This window comes from Variovorax nivicola (genome assembly GCF_051216475.1).
Classification (GTDB): Bacteria; Pseudomonadota; Gammaproteobacteria; order Burkholderiales; family Burkholderiaceae_C; genus Variovorax.
Genome location: NZ_JBPJZK010000002.1, coordinates 399108 through 416442 on the forward strand (window position 1 = coordinate 399108; position 17335 = coordinate 416442).

16 protein-coding genes are annotated in these 17335 nt (G+C 65.7%); 6 read left to right on the forward strand and 10 right to left on the reverse strand.

Annotation, left to right across the window (positions count from 1 at the left end; all coding sequences use genetic code 11):
- Nucleotides 1-18 precede the first annotated feature (18 nt).
- Nucleotides 19-1179 carry an ABC transporter substrate-binding protein gene (locus ACSFBF_RS10460; protein WP_435466612.1) on the reverse strand — a complete coding sequence of 387 codons (1161 nt, stop codon included), beginning with the start codon at nucleotides 1177-1179 and terminating at the stop codon, nucleotides 19-21.
- The gene (locus ACSFBF_RS10465) at nucleotides 1176-2879 is read right to left on the reverse strand and encodes a tannase/feruloyl esterase family alpha/beta hydrolase (protein ID WP_435466614.1); all 1704 of its coding nucleotides are present in this window, start codon (nucleotides 2877-2879) and stop codon (nucleotides 1176-1178) included. Before ACSFBF_RS10465 ends, ACSFBF_RS10460 begins: the two co-directional genes overlap by 4 nt.
- 240 nt (nucleotides 2880-3119) lie before the next feature.
- Between ACSFBF_RS10465 and ACSFBF_RS10470 the strand changes: the two genes are divergently transcribed.
- On the forward strand, nucleotides 3120-3764 hold the full coding sequence (locus ACSFBF_RS10470; protein WP_435466616.1) for a TetR/AcrR family transcriptional regulator: 645 nt from the start codon (nucleotides 3120-3122) through the stop codon (nucleotides 3762-3764).
- Nucleotides 3765-3778: 14 nt separating this feature from the next.
- Here ACSFBF_RS10470 and ACSFBF_RS10475 read toward each other — a convergent pair whose 3' ends face one another.
- The 5 genes from ACSFBF_RS10475 to ACSFBF_RS10495 form a co-directional block, all read right to left on the reverse strand.
- Nucleotides 3779-6343 (reverse strand): PepSY domain-containing protein, encoded by a 2565-nt coding sequence (locus tag ACSFBF_RS10475; protein WP_435466618.1) that lies wholly within the window; start codon nucleotides 6341-6343, stop codon nucleotides 3779-3781.
- 52 nt (nucleotides 6344-6395) lie between these two features.
- Nucleotides 6396-8516: a TonB-dependent siderophore receptor gene (locus ACSFBF_RS10480; RefSeq protein ID WP_435466620.1), complete on the reverse strand. Its 2121-nt coding sequence runs from the start codon at nucleotides 8514-8516 to the stop codon at nucleotides 6396-6398.
- Between the two features lie 172 nt (nucleotides 8517-8688).
- Nucleotides 8689-9666: a tripartite tricarboxylate transporter substrate-binding protein gene (locus tag ACSFBF_RS10485; RefSeq protein ID WP_435466622.1), complete on the reverse strand. Its 978-nt coding sequence runs from the start codon at nucleotides 9664-9666 to the stop codon at nucleotides 8689-8691.
- A 58-nt stretch (nucleotides 9667-9724) separates the two neighbouring features.
- Entirely contained in the window at nucleotides 9725-10177 is a 453-nt protein-coding gene (locus tag ACSFBF_RS10490) for a GlcG/HbpS family heme-binding protein (RefSeq protein ID WP_435466624.1), read from the reverse strand.
- Nucleotides 10174-10623, reverse strand: a complete 450-nt coding sequence (locus ACSFBF_RS10495; protein ID WP_435466626.1) for a nuclear transport factor 2 family protein — start codon at nucleotides 10621-10623, stop codon at nucleotides 10174-10176. The genes ACSFBF_RS10490 and ACSFBF_RS10495 overlap by 4 nt, the downstream gene beginning before the upstream one ends.
- 112 nt (nucleotides 10624-10735) lie before the next feature.
- Between ACSFBF_RS10495 and ACSFBF_RS10500 the strand changes: the two genes are divergently transcribed.
- Nucleotides 10736-11539, forward strand: a complete 804-nt coding sequence (locus ACSFBF_RS10500) for a FadR/GntR family transcriptional regulator (RefSeq protein WP_435466628.1) — start codon at nucleotides 10736-10738, stop codon at nucleotides 11537-11539.
- A gap of 30 nt (nucleotides 11540-11569) precedes the next feature.
- Here ACSFBF_RS10500 and ACSFBF_RS10505 read toward each other — a convergent pair whose 3' ends face one another.
- The gene (locus tag ACSFBF_RS10505; protein WP_435466630.1) at nucleotides 11570-12601 is read right to left on the reverse strand and encodes an MBL fold metallo-hydrolase; all 1032 of its coding nucleotides are present in this window, start codon (nucleotides 12599-12601) and stop codon (nucleotides 11570-11572) included.
- Between the two features lie 108 nt (nucleotides 12602-12709).
- Here ACSFBF_RS10505 and ACSFBF_RS10510 point away from each other — a divergent pair, with 108 nt between their 5' ends.
- Nucleotides 12710-13318 carry a TetR/AcrR family transcriptional regulator gene (locus tag ACSFBF_RS10510; protein WP_093059556.1) on the forward strand — a complete coding sequence of 203 codons (609 nt, stop codon included), beginning with the start codon at nucleotides 12710-12712 and terminating at the stop codon, nucleotides 13316-13318.
- 271 nt (nucleotides 13319-13589) lie between these two features.
- A complete protein-coding gene (locus tag ACSFBF_RS10515; RefSeq protein ID WP_435466632.1) occupies nucleotides 13590-14381 on the forward strand; it encodes an alpha/beta fold hydrolase in 792 nt (263 codons plus the stop codon).
- Between the two features lie 46 nt (nucleotides 14382-14427).
- Here ACSFBF_RS10515 and ACSFBF_RS10520 read toward each other — a convergent pair whose 3' ends face one another.
- Together ACSFBF_RS10520 and ACSFBF_RS10525 are read right to left on the reverse strand one after the other, a co-directional pair.
- Nucleotides 14428-14640, reverse strand: a complete 213-nt coding sequence (locus ACSFBF_RS10520; RefSeq protein WP_435466634.1) for a hypothetical protein — start codon at nucleotides 14638-14640, stop codon at nucleotides 14428-14430.
- A 21-nt stretch (nucleotides 14641-14661) separates the two neighbouring features.
- On the reverse strand, nucleotides 14662-14916 hold the full coding sequence (locus tag ACSFBF_RS10525; RefSeq protein WP_435466636.1) for a hypothetical protein: 255 nt from the start codon (nucleotides 14914-14916) through the stop codon (nucleotides 14662-14664).
- A gap of 503 nt (nucleotides 14917-15419) precedes the next feature.
- Between ACSFBF_RS10525 and kdpF the strand changes: the two genes are divergently transcribed.
- Together kdpF and kdpA are read left to right on the forward strand one after the other, a co-directional pair.
- On the forward strand, nucleotides 15420-15518 hold the full coding sequence (gene kdpF, locus ACSFBF_RS10530; protein WP_093059552.1) for a K(+)-transporting ATPase subunit F: 99 nt from the start codon (nucleotides 15420-15422) through the stop codon (nucleotides 15516-15518).
- A gap of 2 nt (nucleotides 15519-15520) precedes the next feature.
- Nucleotides 15521-17326: a potassium-transporting ATPase subunit KdpA gene (gene kdpA / locus ACSFBF_RS10535; RefSeq protein ID WP_435466638.1), complete on the forward strand. Its 1806-nt coding sequence runs from the start codon at nucleotides 15521-15523 to the stop codon at nucleotides 17324-17326.
- Nucleotides 17327-17335: the final 9 nt, after the last annotated feature.

Genomic DNA, 17335 nt, shown 5'->3' on the forward strand with positions numbered 1-17335 from the left:
CATCCGGATTTCTGCAGATCAGCGCAAGACCCGTTTCGAAGCACCGACGATCGTCAGCTCGACATAGTTCGATCCGTTGTGGTTGCGGTCGGAGAAGCGCACCACGTATCCGCCGAGGTCGAGTTCGCGAAGCCCTTCGAGGCCTCGCACGAGGCTCTCGCGCGTCGGGGACGGACCGGCCTGCTGCAATCCTTCGACGAGCACCTTGGCAGACACGAAGCCCTCCATGTGGTTGTAGCCGACCTCCACTGCCTTGCGGCTTGCGAGGTCGGAGAGCTCGCGTGCAAGCCTAGTGCCGCTGCCCCAGGGGTAGGGCATCACCTGGGCGATGGCGACTCCCTTGCTGCGATCGCCAAGGGCCTGAATCAGTTGCTGGGAGCTGACCACGGACAAGGCGTAGAACTGCGCGCCGGACCCGGACGATTGATAGGCCGCGATGAAGTCGCTCGTGACCTTGCCTGCCGTGGCCAGGATGATCACCGGCGGCCTGGAGCGCGCGAGGTCTTGCGCCGCTTCTCGCAGCCCGCTGCCGTCGATTTCCAGCGGCGTTGCTGCCGCAAGCGCCACGCCACGCTTGGTGGTCGCGCTCTTGACGGCGTCGAGCCCACCCGTGCCGAACGAGTTGTTCAGATAGGCCACACCCACGCGATCGATGCCCAGCACGCTGAGGTGCTGCACGATCTTCTCGATCTCGTCCGCATAGCCTGCGCGCACGTTGAAAACGTATTTGTCGAAGCTGCTGCGCAGGGCATCGGTCCCGGTGAAGGGCGCAATCAGCGGCACCTTGTGCTCCCGCAATACCGGCAGCGCGGCCAGGGTGGTTGGCGTGCCCGCGAGATTGAAGAGCGCGAAAACACCATTCTTCTCGATCAGCTGCCGCACGTTTTCTGCTGTGCGCTTGGGGTCGTAGGCGTCGTCGAGCGCAACGAGCCTGATCTGCCGCCCGTGCACACCGCCCTTGGCATTGACCTGCTCGAAGCACCACGCCGCGCCTTCCTGGATCTCGCGCGTCAGCGGAGCGAGCGGGCCGCTCAGCTGGCACGACTGGCCGATCAGGATCTCGGTGTCTGCCTCGGCGCGTTGGGCCGGCGATGCCCACGGCGCCGCAGCCAGCGCTGCCGCACCCGCGCCCATGATCCGCAAGGCCCGACGTCGCGTTGCCGTAGCTTCGGCCGTCACGGCGTGCAGGTGAAGCTGGCCGCAGAGTTGACGTCGCCCGTACCGCTGTAGCGCGGATACTTCGGAGCCTCGCAGACCGGCATCGTGCGGGCCGTGGCGCCCACCGTGAACTGGTAGGTCAGCTGATCCGGCGCCTTGCTGCTCTCCACCCAGTCGACGATGGCGCTGAGCCAGTCGACCTCGTTCAGGTTGCCACCCGCCCCGTGGGTCGAAGCGGGAACGATGAACATGCGGGCGTTGGTGCGAGGGTCGGCCAACCCGAACGTTTTGGCGACACCGGACATGGTGGTGAAGTTGCGGACGTGATCGTTGACCGACAGCAGCGGATCTCCTGCGTCGTGCCAGGAGAGCAGCTTGCGGCCCGACGCCACGTAGGCCGCGATGGCGTTCTTGTCGTGGTCGGCTCCGATGCGTTGAAGGCCGCTGCTGAAGACGTAGTAGTCGCGGTTGATATCGAAGCTTGCCAGGTTGGGGGCCGGCGCCGTGCCCGGGGGAGGCGCACCGAACCACAGGGGATCGTTCGTCGCCAGGAACGCGAAACCGCCACCCAGGCCGCCATAGCTCGTGACGCCCAGCGCCGGCACGCCGGGAATGGGGGACGCAGGAGCGAAGTTGGTCCAGTTGTACTTGCTGTACGCGGTAGCGCCGGTGGCCAGCGTCAGGTCGCTGAGCAGGCCCGCGAGCGTGGGAACCTGCGCGGCCGACAGGCACAGGGTGGGGTCGGCATTCGCGCCGGGCTGGCCGCATTGCAGCGACGCGGCGGGGAGGGTGCACGCGCCGGGGTTGGCGAGGTAGCCATCGGTTGCGCCGTCGCTGGCGTCGCAGGCTGTCACTGCGGCTGAGTAGGCGGCGGCGTACTGGGCAGGGGTGATTTCGGCCGGCGTGGCAACCTTGGCGGCCGTGTTCATCAGGCCGGTGACGGCCCCGCCCATGTCCATGGTTTCACAGCCGGCGACGATGCCGTCGAACTCCTGCGGCCAGCGCTGCGCGGCAATGTAGGCGTTGCGTCCACCGTTGGAGCAGCCACTGAAGTAGCTGTGGCTCGGCACCTTGCCGAAGAAGGCCTTGGCGACGGCCTTGCCGAAACGCAGCGTGGTGCCCCCCGCAGCGTACGCATAGTCGATGGCCGACTGCTGGCCTTCGGGTGTGCCGCTTGCCCAGACGCCCGGCGCGGCCTGCGCGGGCACGCTCGCCCGGTTGCCTCCGTTCGATGCCGCGTACACCGCGCCCTTGAGTGCGAGCACAGGGCTGACCGCGGTCACTGCGCCGCCTGCATTCGTTGTCATCACCGAGGCGATGCGCCCGTCGAAGCCGCCGCCGCCCTGCTGCCAGTACCGTCCGGTCCAGTTGTCCGGTACGTCGATCTCGATGTCGAGAAACGGCGCGCGCGTGCCGAGCACCTGGCAAAAGCCTGACGGGTAGATCGGCGCCTTGGCCTCGAAGCGCACAGTGCCCGTGACGGTCACGCCTTCGATGACCTGTCCGGTGAGCGCATTGCAGGTGGCCTTGAGTTGCTCGGCGGTGGGCCCCGCAGGCGGCGGCGGTGCAGGGGGCGCCGGAGCGGGCGCGGGCGCAGGAACGATCGGCAGAAAGCCACCGCCTCCTCCCCCGCCGCCTCCGCAGGCTTGCAGGGCCAGGCCCGCAGCCAGCAGCAAGCCCTTTGACAGCAGGGCTCGGGGTACACGTTTTTCGTCGCGCATGGTTATCTCCAGTGTTTGAGTCGTGCGCCGGGTGCCCGGCAAATCTCGCTTGGTTGCTTCATCGCTCAATCGTCCGACTTACCGATCTACTTACCGATCCACTTACCGACCGACCGGTCGGTTTGAGAGCTGGGCGAGACTAACGCAGGAGCGCGAATGCAGGCAAGCGGAGAAAGCTCGGGACTAACCCCTAAGATCGGCGGTCGCGCTGCTTTGCGCAGGGCCCATCCATCCCGACCCATGACCGTTGAACCCCTCTCTTCCCGCCCGGGCGACCAGCGCAGCCTGATCGCCAAGAGCGCTGCCGAGCTGTTTGCCCGCAAGGGCTACGCAGCGACGTCGATGAACGAGATCGCCGAAGCCAGCCATCTGTCCAAGCCTGGCCTGTATCACCACTTCAAGGACAAGGCCGAGGTGCTGTTCTATATCGCGGACGGCCATGTCTCGCGCCTGGTCGACATCGTGACGGGGGTGGAGGCGCTGGACCTCGCCGCCGAGCAAAGGCTGCCCGAGCTGATCGAGGCGTTCATGCTCGAGTACGCGGAGGCGCAGAACGAGCACCGCGTGCTCACTGAAGACGTGCGCTTCCTGGACCCTGAAGCGCAAGCCCGCGTGCTCGACAAGGAGCGCACGGTGGTGCAGGTGTTTGCCGACGCCATCGCCGCGTCACGCCCGGACCTGCACGACGCGCAGCTTCACAAGCTGCTGACGATGTTCCTGTTCGGCATGCTCAACTGGATGTTCACTTGGTTCCGCCCCGAAGGGCGCTTCACCTACGAGCAGATGGTGCCGATTGCGACCCAGCTGTTCGTGAACGGCATCTCGGGGCTGGACATCGAGCCCAGGAAGACGACGCGGGGCAAGCGCCCGGTGAAGTCATCCTGATATCCCGCCGCGACTCAATAGACATCGCGGCGATAGCGGCCCTGCGCGACCAGGTCGTCGAAGACCTGTTCACCCAGAGCCTCGCGCAGCGCTGAATCGACGCCCGGAGCCATGCCTTCGAGGCTGCCGCAGACATAGATCACGGCACGGTCGGCAACCCATTGCCGCAGCGCGTCGGCCGCCTCGCGCAACCGGTCTTGCACGTACTGGCGCTGCGTCTGGTCGCGGGAGAACACCAAGTCGACGCGCTCCAGCGCTCCGGCGGCTTGCCATTGCGCGATGTCTGAGGCACAGAAGGCATCGTGTGCGGCGTTCCGCTCGCCATAGACCAGCCAGTTGCGCCCGTGTCCTCGCCGCGCGCGTTCGCGAAGATGCGCGCGCAGGCCGGCAAAGCCGGAGCCGTTGCCGATGAAGATGCACGGCACCTCGTCGTCGACCAGCGCAAAACCGGGATTGGGCAGCAGGCGCAACTCGATGGCGGCGTCTGCGGATGCCAAGGCGGTCAGCCAGCCCGATGCGATGCCCAGTCCGTCATCGAGGCGGACCTGGCGCACCAGCAATTGCACGCAGCCGTCCGTCGCAATCGATGCCACCGAATAGCTGCGCGGCGCCAACGGCACCAGTGTGTCGGCCAGTGCTTGCGCTGTTGCAGCGGGTGCTGCCGCCGCAAGCGTGCTGCGCGACAAGGCATCTTCGAGCGTGCGTTCATGGCCATCGAAGTGGACGAGCGTTCGTCCGTCGAGCCCGGCGTCGCGCAGGAATTTCTCGACCGCGGGGCCGGCCTGGCGCGGCAGTATTTCGACGAGTGCGCCTGGCTCCCAGGCTGCCAGATCGGGGCTGGTCAATTCGATTTCGAAGAGTGGATCGCCTTGACTGCCTGCGTTGAGCAGGGTGCGACGCGCGAGGCGCCACGGCTCGAAGTGCGCCGCCTTCGGCTGGTGCGTTTGCCACGTGTCGACCTGCACCGAGAACGCTTCGGCCAGCGACTGCTGCCAGCGCGCGAGAGCGCCGGCATCGCCGTTGCTCACCTCGATCATCGGGAACAGCGCCTGCGCGCCATGGCCGCGCAAATCGTGGTCGAGCGCCCTGCCGAAGCCGCAGAAGTTGACGTAGTGCCTGTCGCCCAAGGCGAGCAGACCGTAGCGCACGTGCTGCAAGCCTGAACCGGTCTGTCGCGCGAACTGGCGCGCAAAGGCGCGCAGGCTGTCCGGCGGATCGCCGTCGCCGAAGGTGCTGGCCACCAGCAGCACCTTGCGGTAGCGCTGCAGCGCATCCACGCTCAGGCGGACCAGTGGCTGCAGCACTACCGCAACGCCAGCCGATTGCAGCACCGCCGCCGTCTGCAGCGCGATGCGCTCCGCGTGACCGGTCTGGGTCGCGAAGGTGAGCAGCACTGGTTCGGCGCCGGGGCCGGCCGGTTGCGGGGCGGGGCTGAGGCGTGCGCGTTCGTCGCGCACGGCGCGCTTCGTGCGCCGGCGCCCGAGATAGAGCATCCATCCCGTGATCGCGAACAGCGACAGCCCCAGGCTGCTGAGCGTCATCACGATGCGGCCCGGCAGACCCCAGTAGGTTCCCATGTGCAGCGGATAGATGCTGTTGACCAGCCGGCCTGCCAACGGCTTGTCGGCGTAGCGTTCATGCTGCGTGGCTTCGCCGGTGACGGCATCGAGATAGAGGCGGTTGCGTGCGCGCTCGTGTTCGGGGTTGGCACGCAGGTAGGTCGCTTCGATCTGCGTGGCGTTGCGCGCCGGCATGCGCAGCGTGACCAGGCTCCAGTCGCCATTGGTTTCCTGCAGGAAGGATTGCCACACCCGCTGCAGATCGGGCTTGGGCGCTGCAGTTGCCTTGGCCTGCGCGCCGCCGGCCTGCATGCGTTGCGTGCGGACCATGCGACCCTCGCCAGCTGCGTTGTCAACGAGCGTTCGCACACCATCGAAGCCCCAGTAGAGGCCCGTCAGGCTGGAGGCGAGGTAGGCCAGCAGCGCAATGGTGCCGACCACCGCATGCAGGTTCCAGAGGAATGCGCGACCGGTGAGCGCGAAGTCCAGCTTCAGCCAGGCCTGCCAGGCAAGCGGCCGGCGCGGCCAGCGCAAATAGAGGCCCGACAACGCCAGGATCAACAGGCCCGTGGCCAGGGTGCCGGTGACGGGCTTGCCCGTGTCGCGGGGCAGCAGGAGCCACCGGTGCAGGCTTTCGACAAACTCGAAGAAGGCGTCGCCCTTCGGTTCGGGCAGCAAGTCGGCCGTCCATGGATCGACCAGCCGCACTTCGCCCTGGCGCTGGCCTTCCGGTGGGGCGAAATTGACGCGTGCCGGCCGCCCAGGTTCGGCGAAAACGGTGAGCGTGACGATCCGGCGCTTCGGTTGCGCCGCCTGCAGCTGTTCAGCCAGTGCCGCGGGCAGCAGTGCCACCGCGCCGCCCGGGTTGGGTGCGTGGCGCAGTTCGGGATTGATCGCGTCGATGATCTCGGCGCGAAAGGAGAGCGTGGCGCCGGTCAGCCCGATCAGCACGAGCACGGACCCGGCCGTGATGCCGATGAACCAGTGGATCTGGAACCAGGCGCGCCTCAGGAGGGCCATGTCGAGAAGTGGGGTTAGGGCCGCCGTGGGCGCGACCGGGTTGTTGTTCGTGTCAGAGATCGATCTTCAGCGTTGCCTTGACCGAGCGCGGCGTTCCAACGGCCAGCCGCGTGCCGGCCGCCGCCCAGTAGCGCTTGTCGGCGACGTTGTCGATGTTGATCTGCCACAGGGTGCGCTTGCCGAAGAGCTGCGTGACGTAGCGGGCGCCCAGGCCGAAGATGGTGTTTCCGCCGATGAAGGCCTGGTTCAGGTCGTCCACCGGGCGCCGCCCCGTGTAGTAGGCCCCGCCATTGACCGACAGGCCCGGCACTGCCGCGATGTCGTACGAGAGGAAGGCGCTGGCCGTTTGCTTGGCGGTGTTCTCGGGCATCTTGCCGTTGTACTGCGCATTGATGTCGCGGAACTCGGCGTCGAGCGATTGGGCCGAGAGTTGCCACGCAAGTGCGCGGGTCAGGCGGCCCTGCGCCGAGAGTTCGAGGCCGCGGTAGTGCTGCCGTCCGTCGGCCACGAAGGTGTTGGCGCTGTTGGTGTAGGCGCCCGGGCGTTCGATGTCGAACAGGGCGCCGGACAGCAGCATGCCGCCACTGGTGAGCCAGCGCAGGCCTATTTCTTTCTGCTTGCTCACGCCGGGCGGCATATGGGCGTTCTGGTTGGCGGTGCCGGCGGGTGCAATTTCGCCTTCCTCGACACCTTGCGCGTACGACACGTAGCCCACCAGGTCGGGCGTGAACTTGTAGCTGAGCGCCGCGAGCGGCGTGGTCTTGCGCACGTCGAAGGCGATCAGGGGGATCGTGGCGCTGGCGCCTTGCGTGCTCTCGAAGTGCGTATGGCGCGCACCGACCACCAGTTGCCATTGCGGCGAGAAGGTGATGCGGTCGAGTGCGTAGAGGCCCAGTTCCTTGCTGTCCTGTGCCCCGGTGGTGGGCCGGGTCGGGAGCGCGGTCAGCGGCAGGTAGCCGATGACGACCGGGTTGTACAGGTTCTGCGCGGTGCTCGCGCCGCCGTAGTTGCGCTGGAAGATCGGGTCTTGCGTTTTCTTGCTCTGTGCTGCGCCGATGGTGAGTTCGTGCTGCACGCTGCCGGTCGAGAACGTGCCGAACAGCTCGGTGCGGAACAGATCGGAGGTCTGCTTCAGGCTCTGGTCGTTGCCGGTGATGCGGCCGGCGCCGGTCCGCACGTTGTAGTTGCTGAAGCTGGCGAGCCTGCGGTCGCGCTCGGCTTCGGAGTGGCCGGCTTCCACGGTCAGTGCCCAGTTGTCGCTGAGCGAGTAGTCGGCGCGCAATTGGGTGTTGGTGACTTCGGCGTCGAAGACCGCCCAGGCCGGGCCCAGCAGCTTGTTCGGATCGGGCAGGGCTGGCAAGGTGATCACGCCGTTGACGGCCGCCGGCCTCGTGATGCCGGCCTGCTCGGTGATGCGCTTGCGGTAGTTTTCGACGTCGGCCTTGAGGGTGAGGCGGCTGTTGACGCGCCAGTCGAAAGCGGCCGACACGAACCTGCGGTTGCCGTCTACTCCGTCGATGTTGGAGCCGACACGGCCGCCGGCCGCGTTGATTCGTACCCCGTACTGGTTCTGGTCGCCGAACTGGCGCCCGATGTCGGTGCTGGCCTGTAGCGAACCCTTGTCGTCGACGGTGAGGCCAATGGAGGTCACCGGCGTGCTGCCGGCGCGCTTGGTCACCAGGTTGATGATGCCGGCCGGCGTGGTGAAGCCGTAGTAGAGCGCCGAGGCGCCCTTCAGCACCTCGACGCGCTCCTTGTTCTCCATGGGAATCTCGGAGATGTTGGGAATTGCGAGGGAGCCGTTGAGCCGGTAGTTCGTGCGGTTCTCGACCGCGATGCCGCGGATCACGAGCTGGTCGAAGGTGTCGCCGCCGTTCTGCTGGCGCGTCACGCCGGCGGTGTTGCGCAGCACGTCATAGATGCCTGTCGCGCCCTGGAGCTCGAACACGTCGCTCGTGACCGTGTTGACCGTTGCGGGAACCTCCAGGATGTTGGCACCCCGGAATGTGCCGGCCTCCACGGTGTTCGCGACGAACCCGTTGGTGGCGCTGGATTGCACCGTGACTGTGCTCAGTTGCCCGGTCGCATCGGAGGCGGGATCGGGCGTTTGTGCGTGAGAGTAAGAAACGGCGCCCGCGAGCGCGAGCGGCGTTGCCAGAAAGAGCTTGTGCATGGAGCGTGTGAGCCCGCGCCGCGTGAAAAGCGCGCAGTACTCAAAGAGTATTCAGGCGAATTTTATCTCATGCGTACGGATGAGAATCATTCTCTATTTCGCGCGAATGTCCTCGATGCAGTGTTCGCTGCTATCGGCGGCTCCTCCTCCTGCCGCGCCCAAGCAGGGCCGCTCAGTCCGTAGCGGTGTATCCGACCTGCTTGACCATCGTGCCCCATCGCTCCGTGTCGGACCGCAGGAGCGCCGCAAACGCTGCCATCGGCATCGACTTCGGTTCCATGCCGATCACGGCCAGCGTCTCGGCGGCTGCAGGTTGCGCCAGCGCAGCGACGACGCGCGCATGCAGTGCCTCAGCCACGGCGTCGGGGGTCGCCGCGGGCGCGAACAGACCGAACCAGGTCGACGACTCGATCTCCTGCAGGCCCTGTTCCCGAAAGCTCGGCACGTTGGGCGTGAAGCGCGAGCGCTTCGCTTCAGAGGTGCCCAGAATGCGCAGCTTGCCCCCGCTGGCAAGCGGCAGCAGATCGGTCAGCACGCCGACGCAGGCGGCGATCTGTCCACCCGCGGCATCTTGTGCTGCGAGGTTGGCTCCCCGGTAGGGAACGTGCGTCAGCTCGATCTTCGTGACGCGGGCGAACATCACGCCGGTGAAATGCAGCGTTGAGCCGGCGCCCGAGGTTCCGAATGCCGCCAGCGCCGGATTGGCCTTGCACCAGCGGGCGAAGTCGCTCATGTTGCGCACGTCCGCCGGGACGGCCGGACCGACCGCCAGCGCAATCGGCACCGTGCACAACGTGGTGATGGGACGGAAATCGGTCAGCGGCGCGTAGGGCAGATTGCGGAAGACGTGCGGGTACATCACCATGATCGCGTCGGGCGTGGCGAGCAGCGTGTGCCCGTCGGCAGTAGCGCGCTTGACGTATTCGGCCGCGAGCCGGCCCCCGGCGCCGGTGCGGTTTTCCACGACGTAGTTGAGCGTGCTCTGAGTGAGCTGGTTGGCGGCCAGGCGCGCGACGCTGTCCCCGGAAGACCCGGGCGGAAAGCCGCTGATGACACGTCCGTAGTTCGTGGTCTGTGAGCGGGCGGTGGGCAATGTCAGTGCGCCCATGGCCGCTGCGGTCGTTGCGGCGAAGCGCCGTCGGTTCAGCATGTTTGTCTCCTCGAGGTTGTTTATTTGTCTGCGATCAGCCGGTGCCCGGTTCCTGGTCTCAGCCAGGGTCGGCGTGCCATCCAGCGGCCTTGATGCCGGCGAGCGCGCAGTCTTCGTCGTTGTCCGGCAGGTCACCGCTGATGCCTACTGCGCCGACCACGTCTCCTTGTTCGTTGCGCACGAGCACGCCGCCTGGCACGGGCACCATGCGCCCTTCGGATGCGGCGGCCAGCGCTGCGTAGAAGCCCGGGTGGGCTTGGGCGCGCTCGGCCAGCGTGCGACCGCCCAGCCCCATGCCCAGCACGCTCCAGGCCTTGCCGATCGCGATCTGGGGCCGGAGGATGCCGGAGCCGTCCTCGCGCAGAAAGGCCACCAGATGGCCGCCTGCATCGAGCACGGCCACCGTGAGCGGTTTGAGTTCGAGGCTGCGGCCCCGGGCCAGTGCGACCTCGGCGATCTGCGATGCAGAGGCAAGGTCGAGGCGGCTTGATGAGTTGGTGGCGGTGCTCATGCTGAAAACGCCAGGGCGCGTTCGACGCGGCGAGACGCAAAAAGCCAGCGGCCGTCGGAATCCTTGACGAAGGTGTCGGCCATGTCGTTCACCCGCACCTGCATGGCCTGCCCCTCGCCCGGCTGCTCGTACGTGACCTGCACCGCGGTGGCGACGATGTGCGAAGGCAGTGCGCGTTCGATGCGCAAGTTCGACCAGACATGGCGCGTGCGGCGGCCAGGCTGTGCCGCGCGGCGCAGGCAGTCGTCGGTGATCGCCTGCCGGCCGCTCAGGTCGAGCCCGCCCACGCGCAGCGTGCCTTCGAGCGAGAACAGCTCGCCCAGCGCCGAAGCATCGCCGTGGTCGGCATGCCACGCGAAGTCGGTCAGAAGTCGTTCGATGGCCACCTGGTCGGCGGCAGGGACCTGGCAGGCTTGCGTCGGCTCGGGAGTCAATGTGGATTGCATGGTTGGTCGTTGGGATGCGGCATACGATCGGGCACTCAGTGCGTCTGAGTCATTCAAATCAAAGTCACTAGGTGACTTGGTAAAATGTAGCCATTGGGAAAACAGAAGTCAAATGCCCGAAACACCCTTCCCGCCCCCCCCGGCTCCCTGGACTCCCCGACGCATCGAGCGCGGCAATGCCGCCGATCAAATCCTTCAGGAGTTGCGCGAGCGGATTCTTTCCGGCGTCTTCGCTCGCGGGGCGCGCTTGCCCACCGAAAAGCAGCTCGCCGCCGGCTACGGCGTGAGCGGCGCAACAGTGCGTGAGGCGGTACGTGGCCTGACAACGTTGGGATTGATCGAAGTCAGACACGGAAGCGGCGCCTATGTGACGGCGCGTCCCGACCAATTGCTATCGGCGCCTTTGCACTCGGTGATCGAGCTCGAGCAAGTCGGCATCACGGAGATCTTCGGCGTGCTCGGTGCGCTCAACTCGCATGCCGCGGAAGTGGCTGCACGCCGCGCCACGGACGCCGAGATAGCCGCCATGCGCCAGGCGCTCGAATCCATCGAAACGGCAACCGACCGCGAAGGCGTGTCTCAAGGCCTGGCTTCTTTTCTGGATGTGCTCGCGGTGGCCTCTGGCAATCCCTTGCTGGCGGTGCTCTGCCGCTTTCTTTCGCGCATTCAGATCGACATCGCGCGCGAGCACTCGGGCGAGACCTTGAAGGACTGGCGCCGCACGGTGCGCAAGCTGGCGACCGAACGGGCCCGGCTGGTTGACGCCATCGAAGCGCGCACCCCGGAGGCTGCGTCAGCCGCCGCTCGTGCGTATCACGAGCGGGCGCTGGCGGTCATCGGCTCCTTGCCCCGTTCGAGCAGCGTGCGAATCGACGACCCGATGCTGGCGCGCCTCTTTCAGACTGCGCACACGTAGAAGCGCCTTGGCGTGTGGCAGCCTGGAGTTCTAAACCTCTCGCCACCAGCGCTGCCCCGTGTGCGGCTGGGCCAGCGACAGTTGCTCGCCCATGGCCGGTGTAGCCAGTGCGATGCCGGCCGCTTCGGCCAGCGCCTGGATGCGGTCGAAGGGCTCGTGCCAGGCATGCATCGCCAGGTCGAAGGTGCCGTTGTGCACGGGCATCAGCCAGCGGCCTTTGAGGTCGAGATGGGCCTGCAGCGTTTCTTCGGGCTGCATGTGCACCTCGGGCCACTGGGCGTCGTAGGCGCCGGTTTCGAGCATCGTCACGTCGAAGGGGCCGAAGCGCTCGCCGATGGTCTTGAAGTCGGCGTGGTAGCCGGTGTCTCCGCTGAAGAACAGGCGCAGGTCGCCGGCCATGATCACCCATGACACCCACAGGGTGCGGTCGCTGTCGGTAAGGCTGCGTCCGGAAAAATGCTGCGCCGGCACCGCCACCAGCCGCACGCCTACCACAGCCGTCTGCTGCCACCAGTCGAGCTGCTGCACCTTGGCCGCGTCCACGCCCCAGGCGATCAGGCGGTCGCCCACGCCGATGGGCGTGATGAACACATCCACCTTGGGCGCCAGCTTCATGATGGCGGCGTGGTCGAGATGGTCGTAGTGGTCGTGCGACAGGATCACGCCCTTGATCGGCGGCAGGTCATCGATGGCAATGGGCGGTGCATGAAAGCGCTTCGGCCCCATCCACTGGAACGGTGATGCGCGTTCAGAGAACACCGGGTCGGTGAGCCAGAACTCGCCGGCGAGCTTCAGGAGCAGTGTGGAATGCCCGAGCCGGAACAGGCTTGCGTCGGGTGCGGCGGCCAGTGCTGCCGCGCTGAGGGGCTGCACCGGAATCGGCGCGCGTGGCACCGTGGTGTCGGGCTTCTGCGTCAATATGCGCCAGGCGATGGCGAGCGTCTTGGCGAAACCGGGTTCCTCGCGCGGCACGACGTTGCGGAACTTGCCGTCAAGCTGTCGCGGCGACGAGGCGCGAACGACGGGCTCGCTACGGCGAAGGCAGAGGGACTGGTTGGTCATGCGGAGCACTCCGATAAAGAGGGAAACTGAAAGTACACCGTGCGGTGTAATTTTTCGGAGTGTACAGCGAATTCCAAAAAAGTAAACTCAGCGGTGTAAAATCCGCCAATGACCCAGGCTATACGTCTTACCGACCGCAAGCGCGAGGCGATCGTCCAGGCCGCCATCGCCGAGTTCCGCGCCAGTGGCTTCGAGGCCACGAGCGTCGACAAGATCGCCGCCCGCGCCGAGGTTTCGAAGCGCACGCTGTACAACCACTTTCCGAGCAAGGACGAACTCTTCGCCGAGATCCTGCGCGTGCTGTGGGAAAGCGCCGCGAGCCAGGAAGAGCTGCCCTATCGCGCCGATGCACCGGTGCGCGAGCAGTTGCTAGCCTTGCTGATGCAGAAAATGTCCCTGCTGGCCGACGACAACTTTCTCGACCTCGCACGCGTGGCCATCGCGGCCGCCATCCATTCGCCCGAACGCGTGCAGGAGATGATGAATCGCCTTGGCCAGAAGGAAGGCGGGGTACTCGGCTGGATTCGCGCCGCACAGAAGGACGGCCGCCTGAAGGCAGGCGACGCTTCGCTGGCCGCGCAGCAACTGGAAAGCCTGGTCAAGGGCGTGGCCTTCTGGCCGCAGGTCGCACTGGGCCAGCCCAAGCTGGCGCCGCGTGCGCAGCGGCAGATCGCCAATGCGGCGGTCGACCTGTTCCTCAGCCACTACGAGGCATAAGCCGAGGCTCGCGCTACTGCACGAGATTACGGCCGTCCGCGCCCGCAAGGTGCCGACGGCCGTAATTTCGTGCGTCACTTTCATCCCACCAACGCGGCTTTCGTCAACCCTCGCGAGCGGAAAACAGCTTTATCACTAAATACTTGACACTTAAACTATTGAGTCGTAAATTTGTGGCGTCACGAGAGTTCGTGTGCGGCTTTCAGTGGCATCACCTCTACCGCACTTGTTCAATCAGCAGCGCGCTGAAGCGCGCATTCAGGAGTTGCAAATGTCCATGCTCAAGATCGCAAAGCTCTTCACCGCCGCTTTCGGCGCCGCAGTCATCGCAACGGGTGCGGCCAGCGCTGCCGCCGCCACGCCGGCAAAGCCCGGCATCGTGCTGGTGCACGGTGGTTTCGTCGACGGCTCCGGCTGGGAAGGCGTCTACAAGATCCTGTCGAAAGACGGGTATGACGTCACCATCGTCCAGAACCCGACCATCTCGCTGGCCGACGACGTCGCAGTCACCAAGCGCGCGATCGCCACTCACAAGGGGCCGGTCGTTCTCGTCGGCCACTCCTATGGCGGCGTCGTCGTCACCGAGGCAGGCAACGACGAAAAAGTGGCGAGCCTCGTCTACATTGCCGCGTTCGCTCCCGACAAGGGCGAGTCGGTCGACTCGCTGATCAAGAACCCGCCGCCCGGCGCGCCGGTGCCCCCGATCCTTGCGCCGGTCGACGGCTTCCTGATGCTCGACAAGACGAAGTTCGCTGCCTCTTTCGCAGCGGACGTGAAGGGCGAAACGGCCGCCTTCATGGCGAATTCGCAGGTGCCGTGGGGTGTTGCCGCCCTGGGCGGCGCGGTGAGCGAGCCGGCGTGGAAGTCGAAGCCGAGCTGGTACCTCGTGGCCAAGGACGACAAGATGATCCCGCCGCCGGCGCAGCGCAACATGTCCAAGCGCGCGGGTTCCGTCGTCACGGAAGTCCCTGGCAGCCACGCTGTCTACGTTTCGAATCCCAAGGCTGTTGCAGCGCTGATCAAGCAAGCCGCGAACAAGGTGTCTGTCGCCGCTGCCAAGTAATGGATCCGGGTGCTGCCTGGTGCGACGCACCGGGCAGCGCCGTCAGTCAACGCTTGTGCTCGCGCGCCAACTCCTTCAGCGCGAGAAAGCCGTCTTCCAATGCAAGATCGAATTCGGGAAAGTTCTTCGGAGAGCGCGCCACCTGCACATCGATGATGTCCGTCTCCTTGCGCTCCATGAGCGTCCAGGAAAACGCGTGAGGTTCAACCTCGTCGATGAGGACTCGGAGCTGGCTTGCCGGGACCATGGTGCGCTCCAAGGTGCGGCCTCCGGTGGTGTTTCAGTGTGCTGCCAGGACCTGCGCCTGATAAGACACATCCAGCAGCTTTCCTTTTCTCGCGTAATAGCGGTCCAGGCGCCACTCCTTCAGGATTTCCATTGCAAGACTGAAGGTGTCGAGGTTCAGCGTGTAGAGGTTGGCAAGAGGGAAGTCGGCCTCGGATTCCAGGGCCAGCACGAGTCGAGCCAGAGTCAAGGACTCCTCGCCGTTCGGGTCGGCCGTGATGATCTGGCGTGCTTCTTTGATCGCGTTCATCGGGGTCCTTTGTGGGGTCTTTCGAGCGCTGTCACAGCGGCGAACCGCAGCCTTGGCCTGCCTGCAGCCCCTTAGGCAATCTGTCTTACCTTCAGGCTCGGCACCAGGGCGTTCCGGGTGGAGCGGGGCAGTCTAGCACCGACTTTTCGTTGAGGGACGCGTGCTTTCGCATGTTTCAAAGCGATGCGTCATTCCTTCGTATACCGCGGTCTAAGGTTTGTCGGACGCCATCTCGAAGATGGGCGAGGAATATGCCGGAACACCCTCCAACCGCGATCAAGATGCGGGGCCTCCATTCCCCCGATTTTTATATTCTTTTTACAGCCCGCTCCCAAGATTTATCCCTGTTTTTACGCGCGCCTGCAGAGACTCACTGACTTGTTTCGTTTGCAGGAGTGATGAATGGACATCGTGTGGATTGCCGCCATTGCGGTCATGTGGGTCGTAGTGGCCGAACTGGTAGTCGGGCTGCACAAGCTCGATACGCCCAAGGGAGAACGGCCATGATCGGTCTTGAAGTCCTTTACGGGTTCGCGGGGCTTATTGCCGTGATCCTGTTCGCCTACCTCGTCTTTGCGCTCATCTGCGCCGAGGAGTTCTGATCATGAGTAGCTCGGCCTGGGGGCTTCTGGCCTTCTATCTCGTCGTGCTGCTGCTGCTTGCATGGCCGCTCGGACGTTTTCTGGCGGCGATGTGCAATGGCCATATGCCGCGTTGGACTCAACGCGTCGAAGCACCGCTCTACAAGCTTGCCGGGGTCTCGCCCGACAACTCCATGCACTGGCGCAGCTACGCCTTTGCGCTGCTCGCGTTCAACGCGGTCGGTGCACTGGCTGTCTATGGCCTGCAACGACTGCAGGGCTGGCTGCCGTTCAACCCGGCGGGCATGACGGCCGTGTCGCCCGACTCGGCCTTCAACACCGCGGTGAGCTTCGTCTCCAACACCAACTGGCAGGGCTATGCCGGTGAATCGACCATGAGCTATCTCACGCAGATGCTCGGTCTCACGGTGCAGAACTTCTTCTCCGCCGCCACGGGCATTGCAGTGGCCTTCGTGCTGGTGCGCGGCTTTGCGGCGCGCCGAACCGACGGCAAGGGGTTCGTGGGCAACTTCTGGGTCGATGTCACGCGCATCACGACCTGGCTGTTGCTGCCGATCTCCTTCGTGCTCGCGATGTTCCTCGCGGGCCAGGGCGTGATCCAGAACTTCGACGCCTACAAGACGGTGGACACGCTCGAGACCACCGCCTTCCAGCAGCCGAAGAACGACGCCAACGGCCAGCCGCTGAAGGACGACAAGGGCCAGCCGGTGATGGAAGACGCCACCACCAAGACGCAGACGCTCGCCATGGGTCCGGTCGCTTCGCAGGAAGCCATCAAGATGCTGGGCACCAACGGTGGCGGCTTCTTCAACGCCAACTCGGCGCATCCCTACGAGAACCCGACGGCGCTTGCGAACCTGCTGCAGATGCTCGCGATCTTCGTGATCCCGGCGGCGCTGTGCTTCACCTTCGGCCGCGTGGTCGGCGACATCCGCCAGGGCTGGGCCGTGCTCGCGGCCATGACGGTGATCTTCGTCATCGCCGTGATCGTGCTCACCCCCGCCGAGCAGGCCGGCAACCCGCTGCTGACGCCGCTGGGCGTCGACCAGATGTCGAGCGTGCTGCAAAGCGGCGGCAACATGGAAGGCAAGGAAGTGCGCTTCGGCATCGACGCCTCGGCTCTCTTCGCCGCCATCACCACGGCCGCCTCGTGCGGCGCGGTGAACACCATGCACGACTCGCTCACCCCGCTCGGCGGCATGGTGCCCATGGTGCTGATGCAACTCGGCGAAGTGGTGTTCGGCGGCGTGGGCACCGGGCTCTACAGCATGCTGATCTTCGCGATCCTGGCGGTGTTCATCGCCGGCCTGATGATCGGCCGCACGCCCGAGTACCTCGGCAAGAAGATCGAGGTCTACGAGATGAAGCTCACCTCGGTCGCCATCCTGGTGACGCCGATCCTGGTGCTGGCCGGCACGGCCATTGCCGTGATCGCTGATGCGGGCAAGGCCGGCATCGCCAACCCCGGCGCGCATGGCTTCTCGGAAATCCTGTACGCGCTGACCTCGGCCGGCAACAACAACGGCAGCGCCTTCGCGGGCCTCTCGGCCAACACGCCGTTCTACAACGTGCTGCTGGCGGTCGTCATGTGGTTCGGCCGCTTCGGCGTGATCGTGCCGGTGCTCGCCATTGCCGGCGCGCTCGCCGCCAAGAAGCGCCTTCCGGTCACGGCCGGCACCATGCCCACGCATGGTCCGCTGTTCGTGACGCTGCTGATCGGCACTGTGCTGCTGGTGGGCTTGCTCAACTACGTGCCGGCGCTCGCGCTGGGACCGGTCGTCGAGCACCTGATGCTGTGGGCGAAGTGAGGCCCGGAC

Excerpts from the sequence above, each read along its gene's own strand:
- ACSFBF_RS10465 (WP_435466614.1), bottom strand. The coding sequence starts at position 2,879 with ATGCGCGACGAAAAACGTGTACCCCGAGCCCTGCTGTCAAAGGGCTTG.
- ACSFBF_RS10470 (WP_435466616.1), top strand. The coding sequence starts at position 3,120 with ATGACCGTTGAACCCCTCTCTTCCCGCCCGGGCGACCAGCGCAGCCTG.
- ACSFBF_RS10475 (WP_435466618.1), bottom strand. The coding sequence starts at position 6,343 with ATGGCCCTCCTGAGGCGCGCCTGGTTCCAGATCCACTGGTTCATCGGC.
- ACSFBF_RS10480 (WP_435466620.1), bottom strand. The coding sequence starts at position 8,516 with ATGCACAAGCTCTTTCTGGCAACGCCGCTCGCGCTCGCGGGCGCCGTT.
- ACSFBF_RS10485 (WP_435466622.1), bottom strand. The coding sequence starts at position 9,666 with ATGCTGAACCGACGGCGCTTCGCCGCAACGACCGCAGCGGCCATGGGC.
- ACSFBF_RS10490 (WP_435466624.1), bottom strand. The coding sequence starts at position 10,177 with ATGAGCACCGCCACCAACTCATCAAGCCGCCTCGACCTTGCCTCTGCA.
- ACSFBF_RS10495 (WP_435466626.1), bottom strand. The coding sequence starts at position 10,623 with ATGCAATCCACATTGACTCCCGAGCCGACGCAAGCCTGCCAGGTCCCT.
- ACSFBF_RS10500 (WP_435466628.1), top strand. The coding sequence starts at position 10,736 with ATGCCCGAAACACCCTTCCCGCCCCCCCCGGCTCCCTGGACTCCCCGA.
- ACSFBF_RS10505 (WP_435466630.1), bottom strand. The coding sequence starts at position 12,601 with ATGACCAACCAGTCCCTCTGCCTTCGCCGTAGCGAGCCCGTCGTTCGC.
- ACSFBF_RS10510 (WP_093059556.1), top strand. The coding sequence starts at position 12,710 with ATGACCCAGGCTATACGTCTTACCGACCGCAAGCGCGAGGCGATCGTC.
- ACSFBF_RS10515 (WP_435466632.1), top strand. The coding sequence starts at position 13,590 with ATGTCCATGCTCAAGATCGCAAAGCTCTTCACCGCCGCTTTCGGCGCC.
- ACSFBF_RS10525 (WP_435466636.1), bottom strand. The coding sequence starts at position 14,916 with ATGAACGCGATCAAAGAAGCACGCCAGATCATCACGGCCGACCCGAAC.
- kdpF (WP_093059552.1), top strand. The coding sequence starts at position 15,420 with ATGATCGGTCTTGAAGTCCTTTACGGGTTCGCGGGGCTTATTGCCGTG.
- kdpA (WP_435466638.1), top strand. The coding sequence starts at position 15,521 with ATGAGTAGCTCGGCCTGGGGGCTTCTGGCCTTCTATCTCGTCGTGCTG.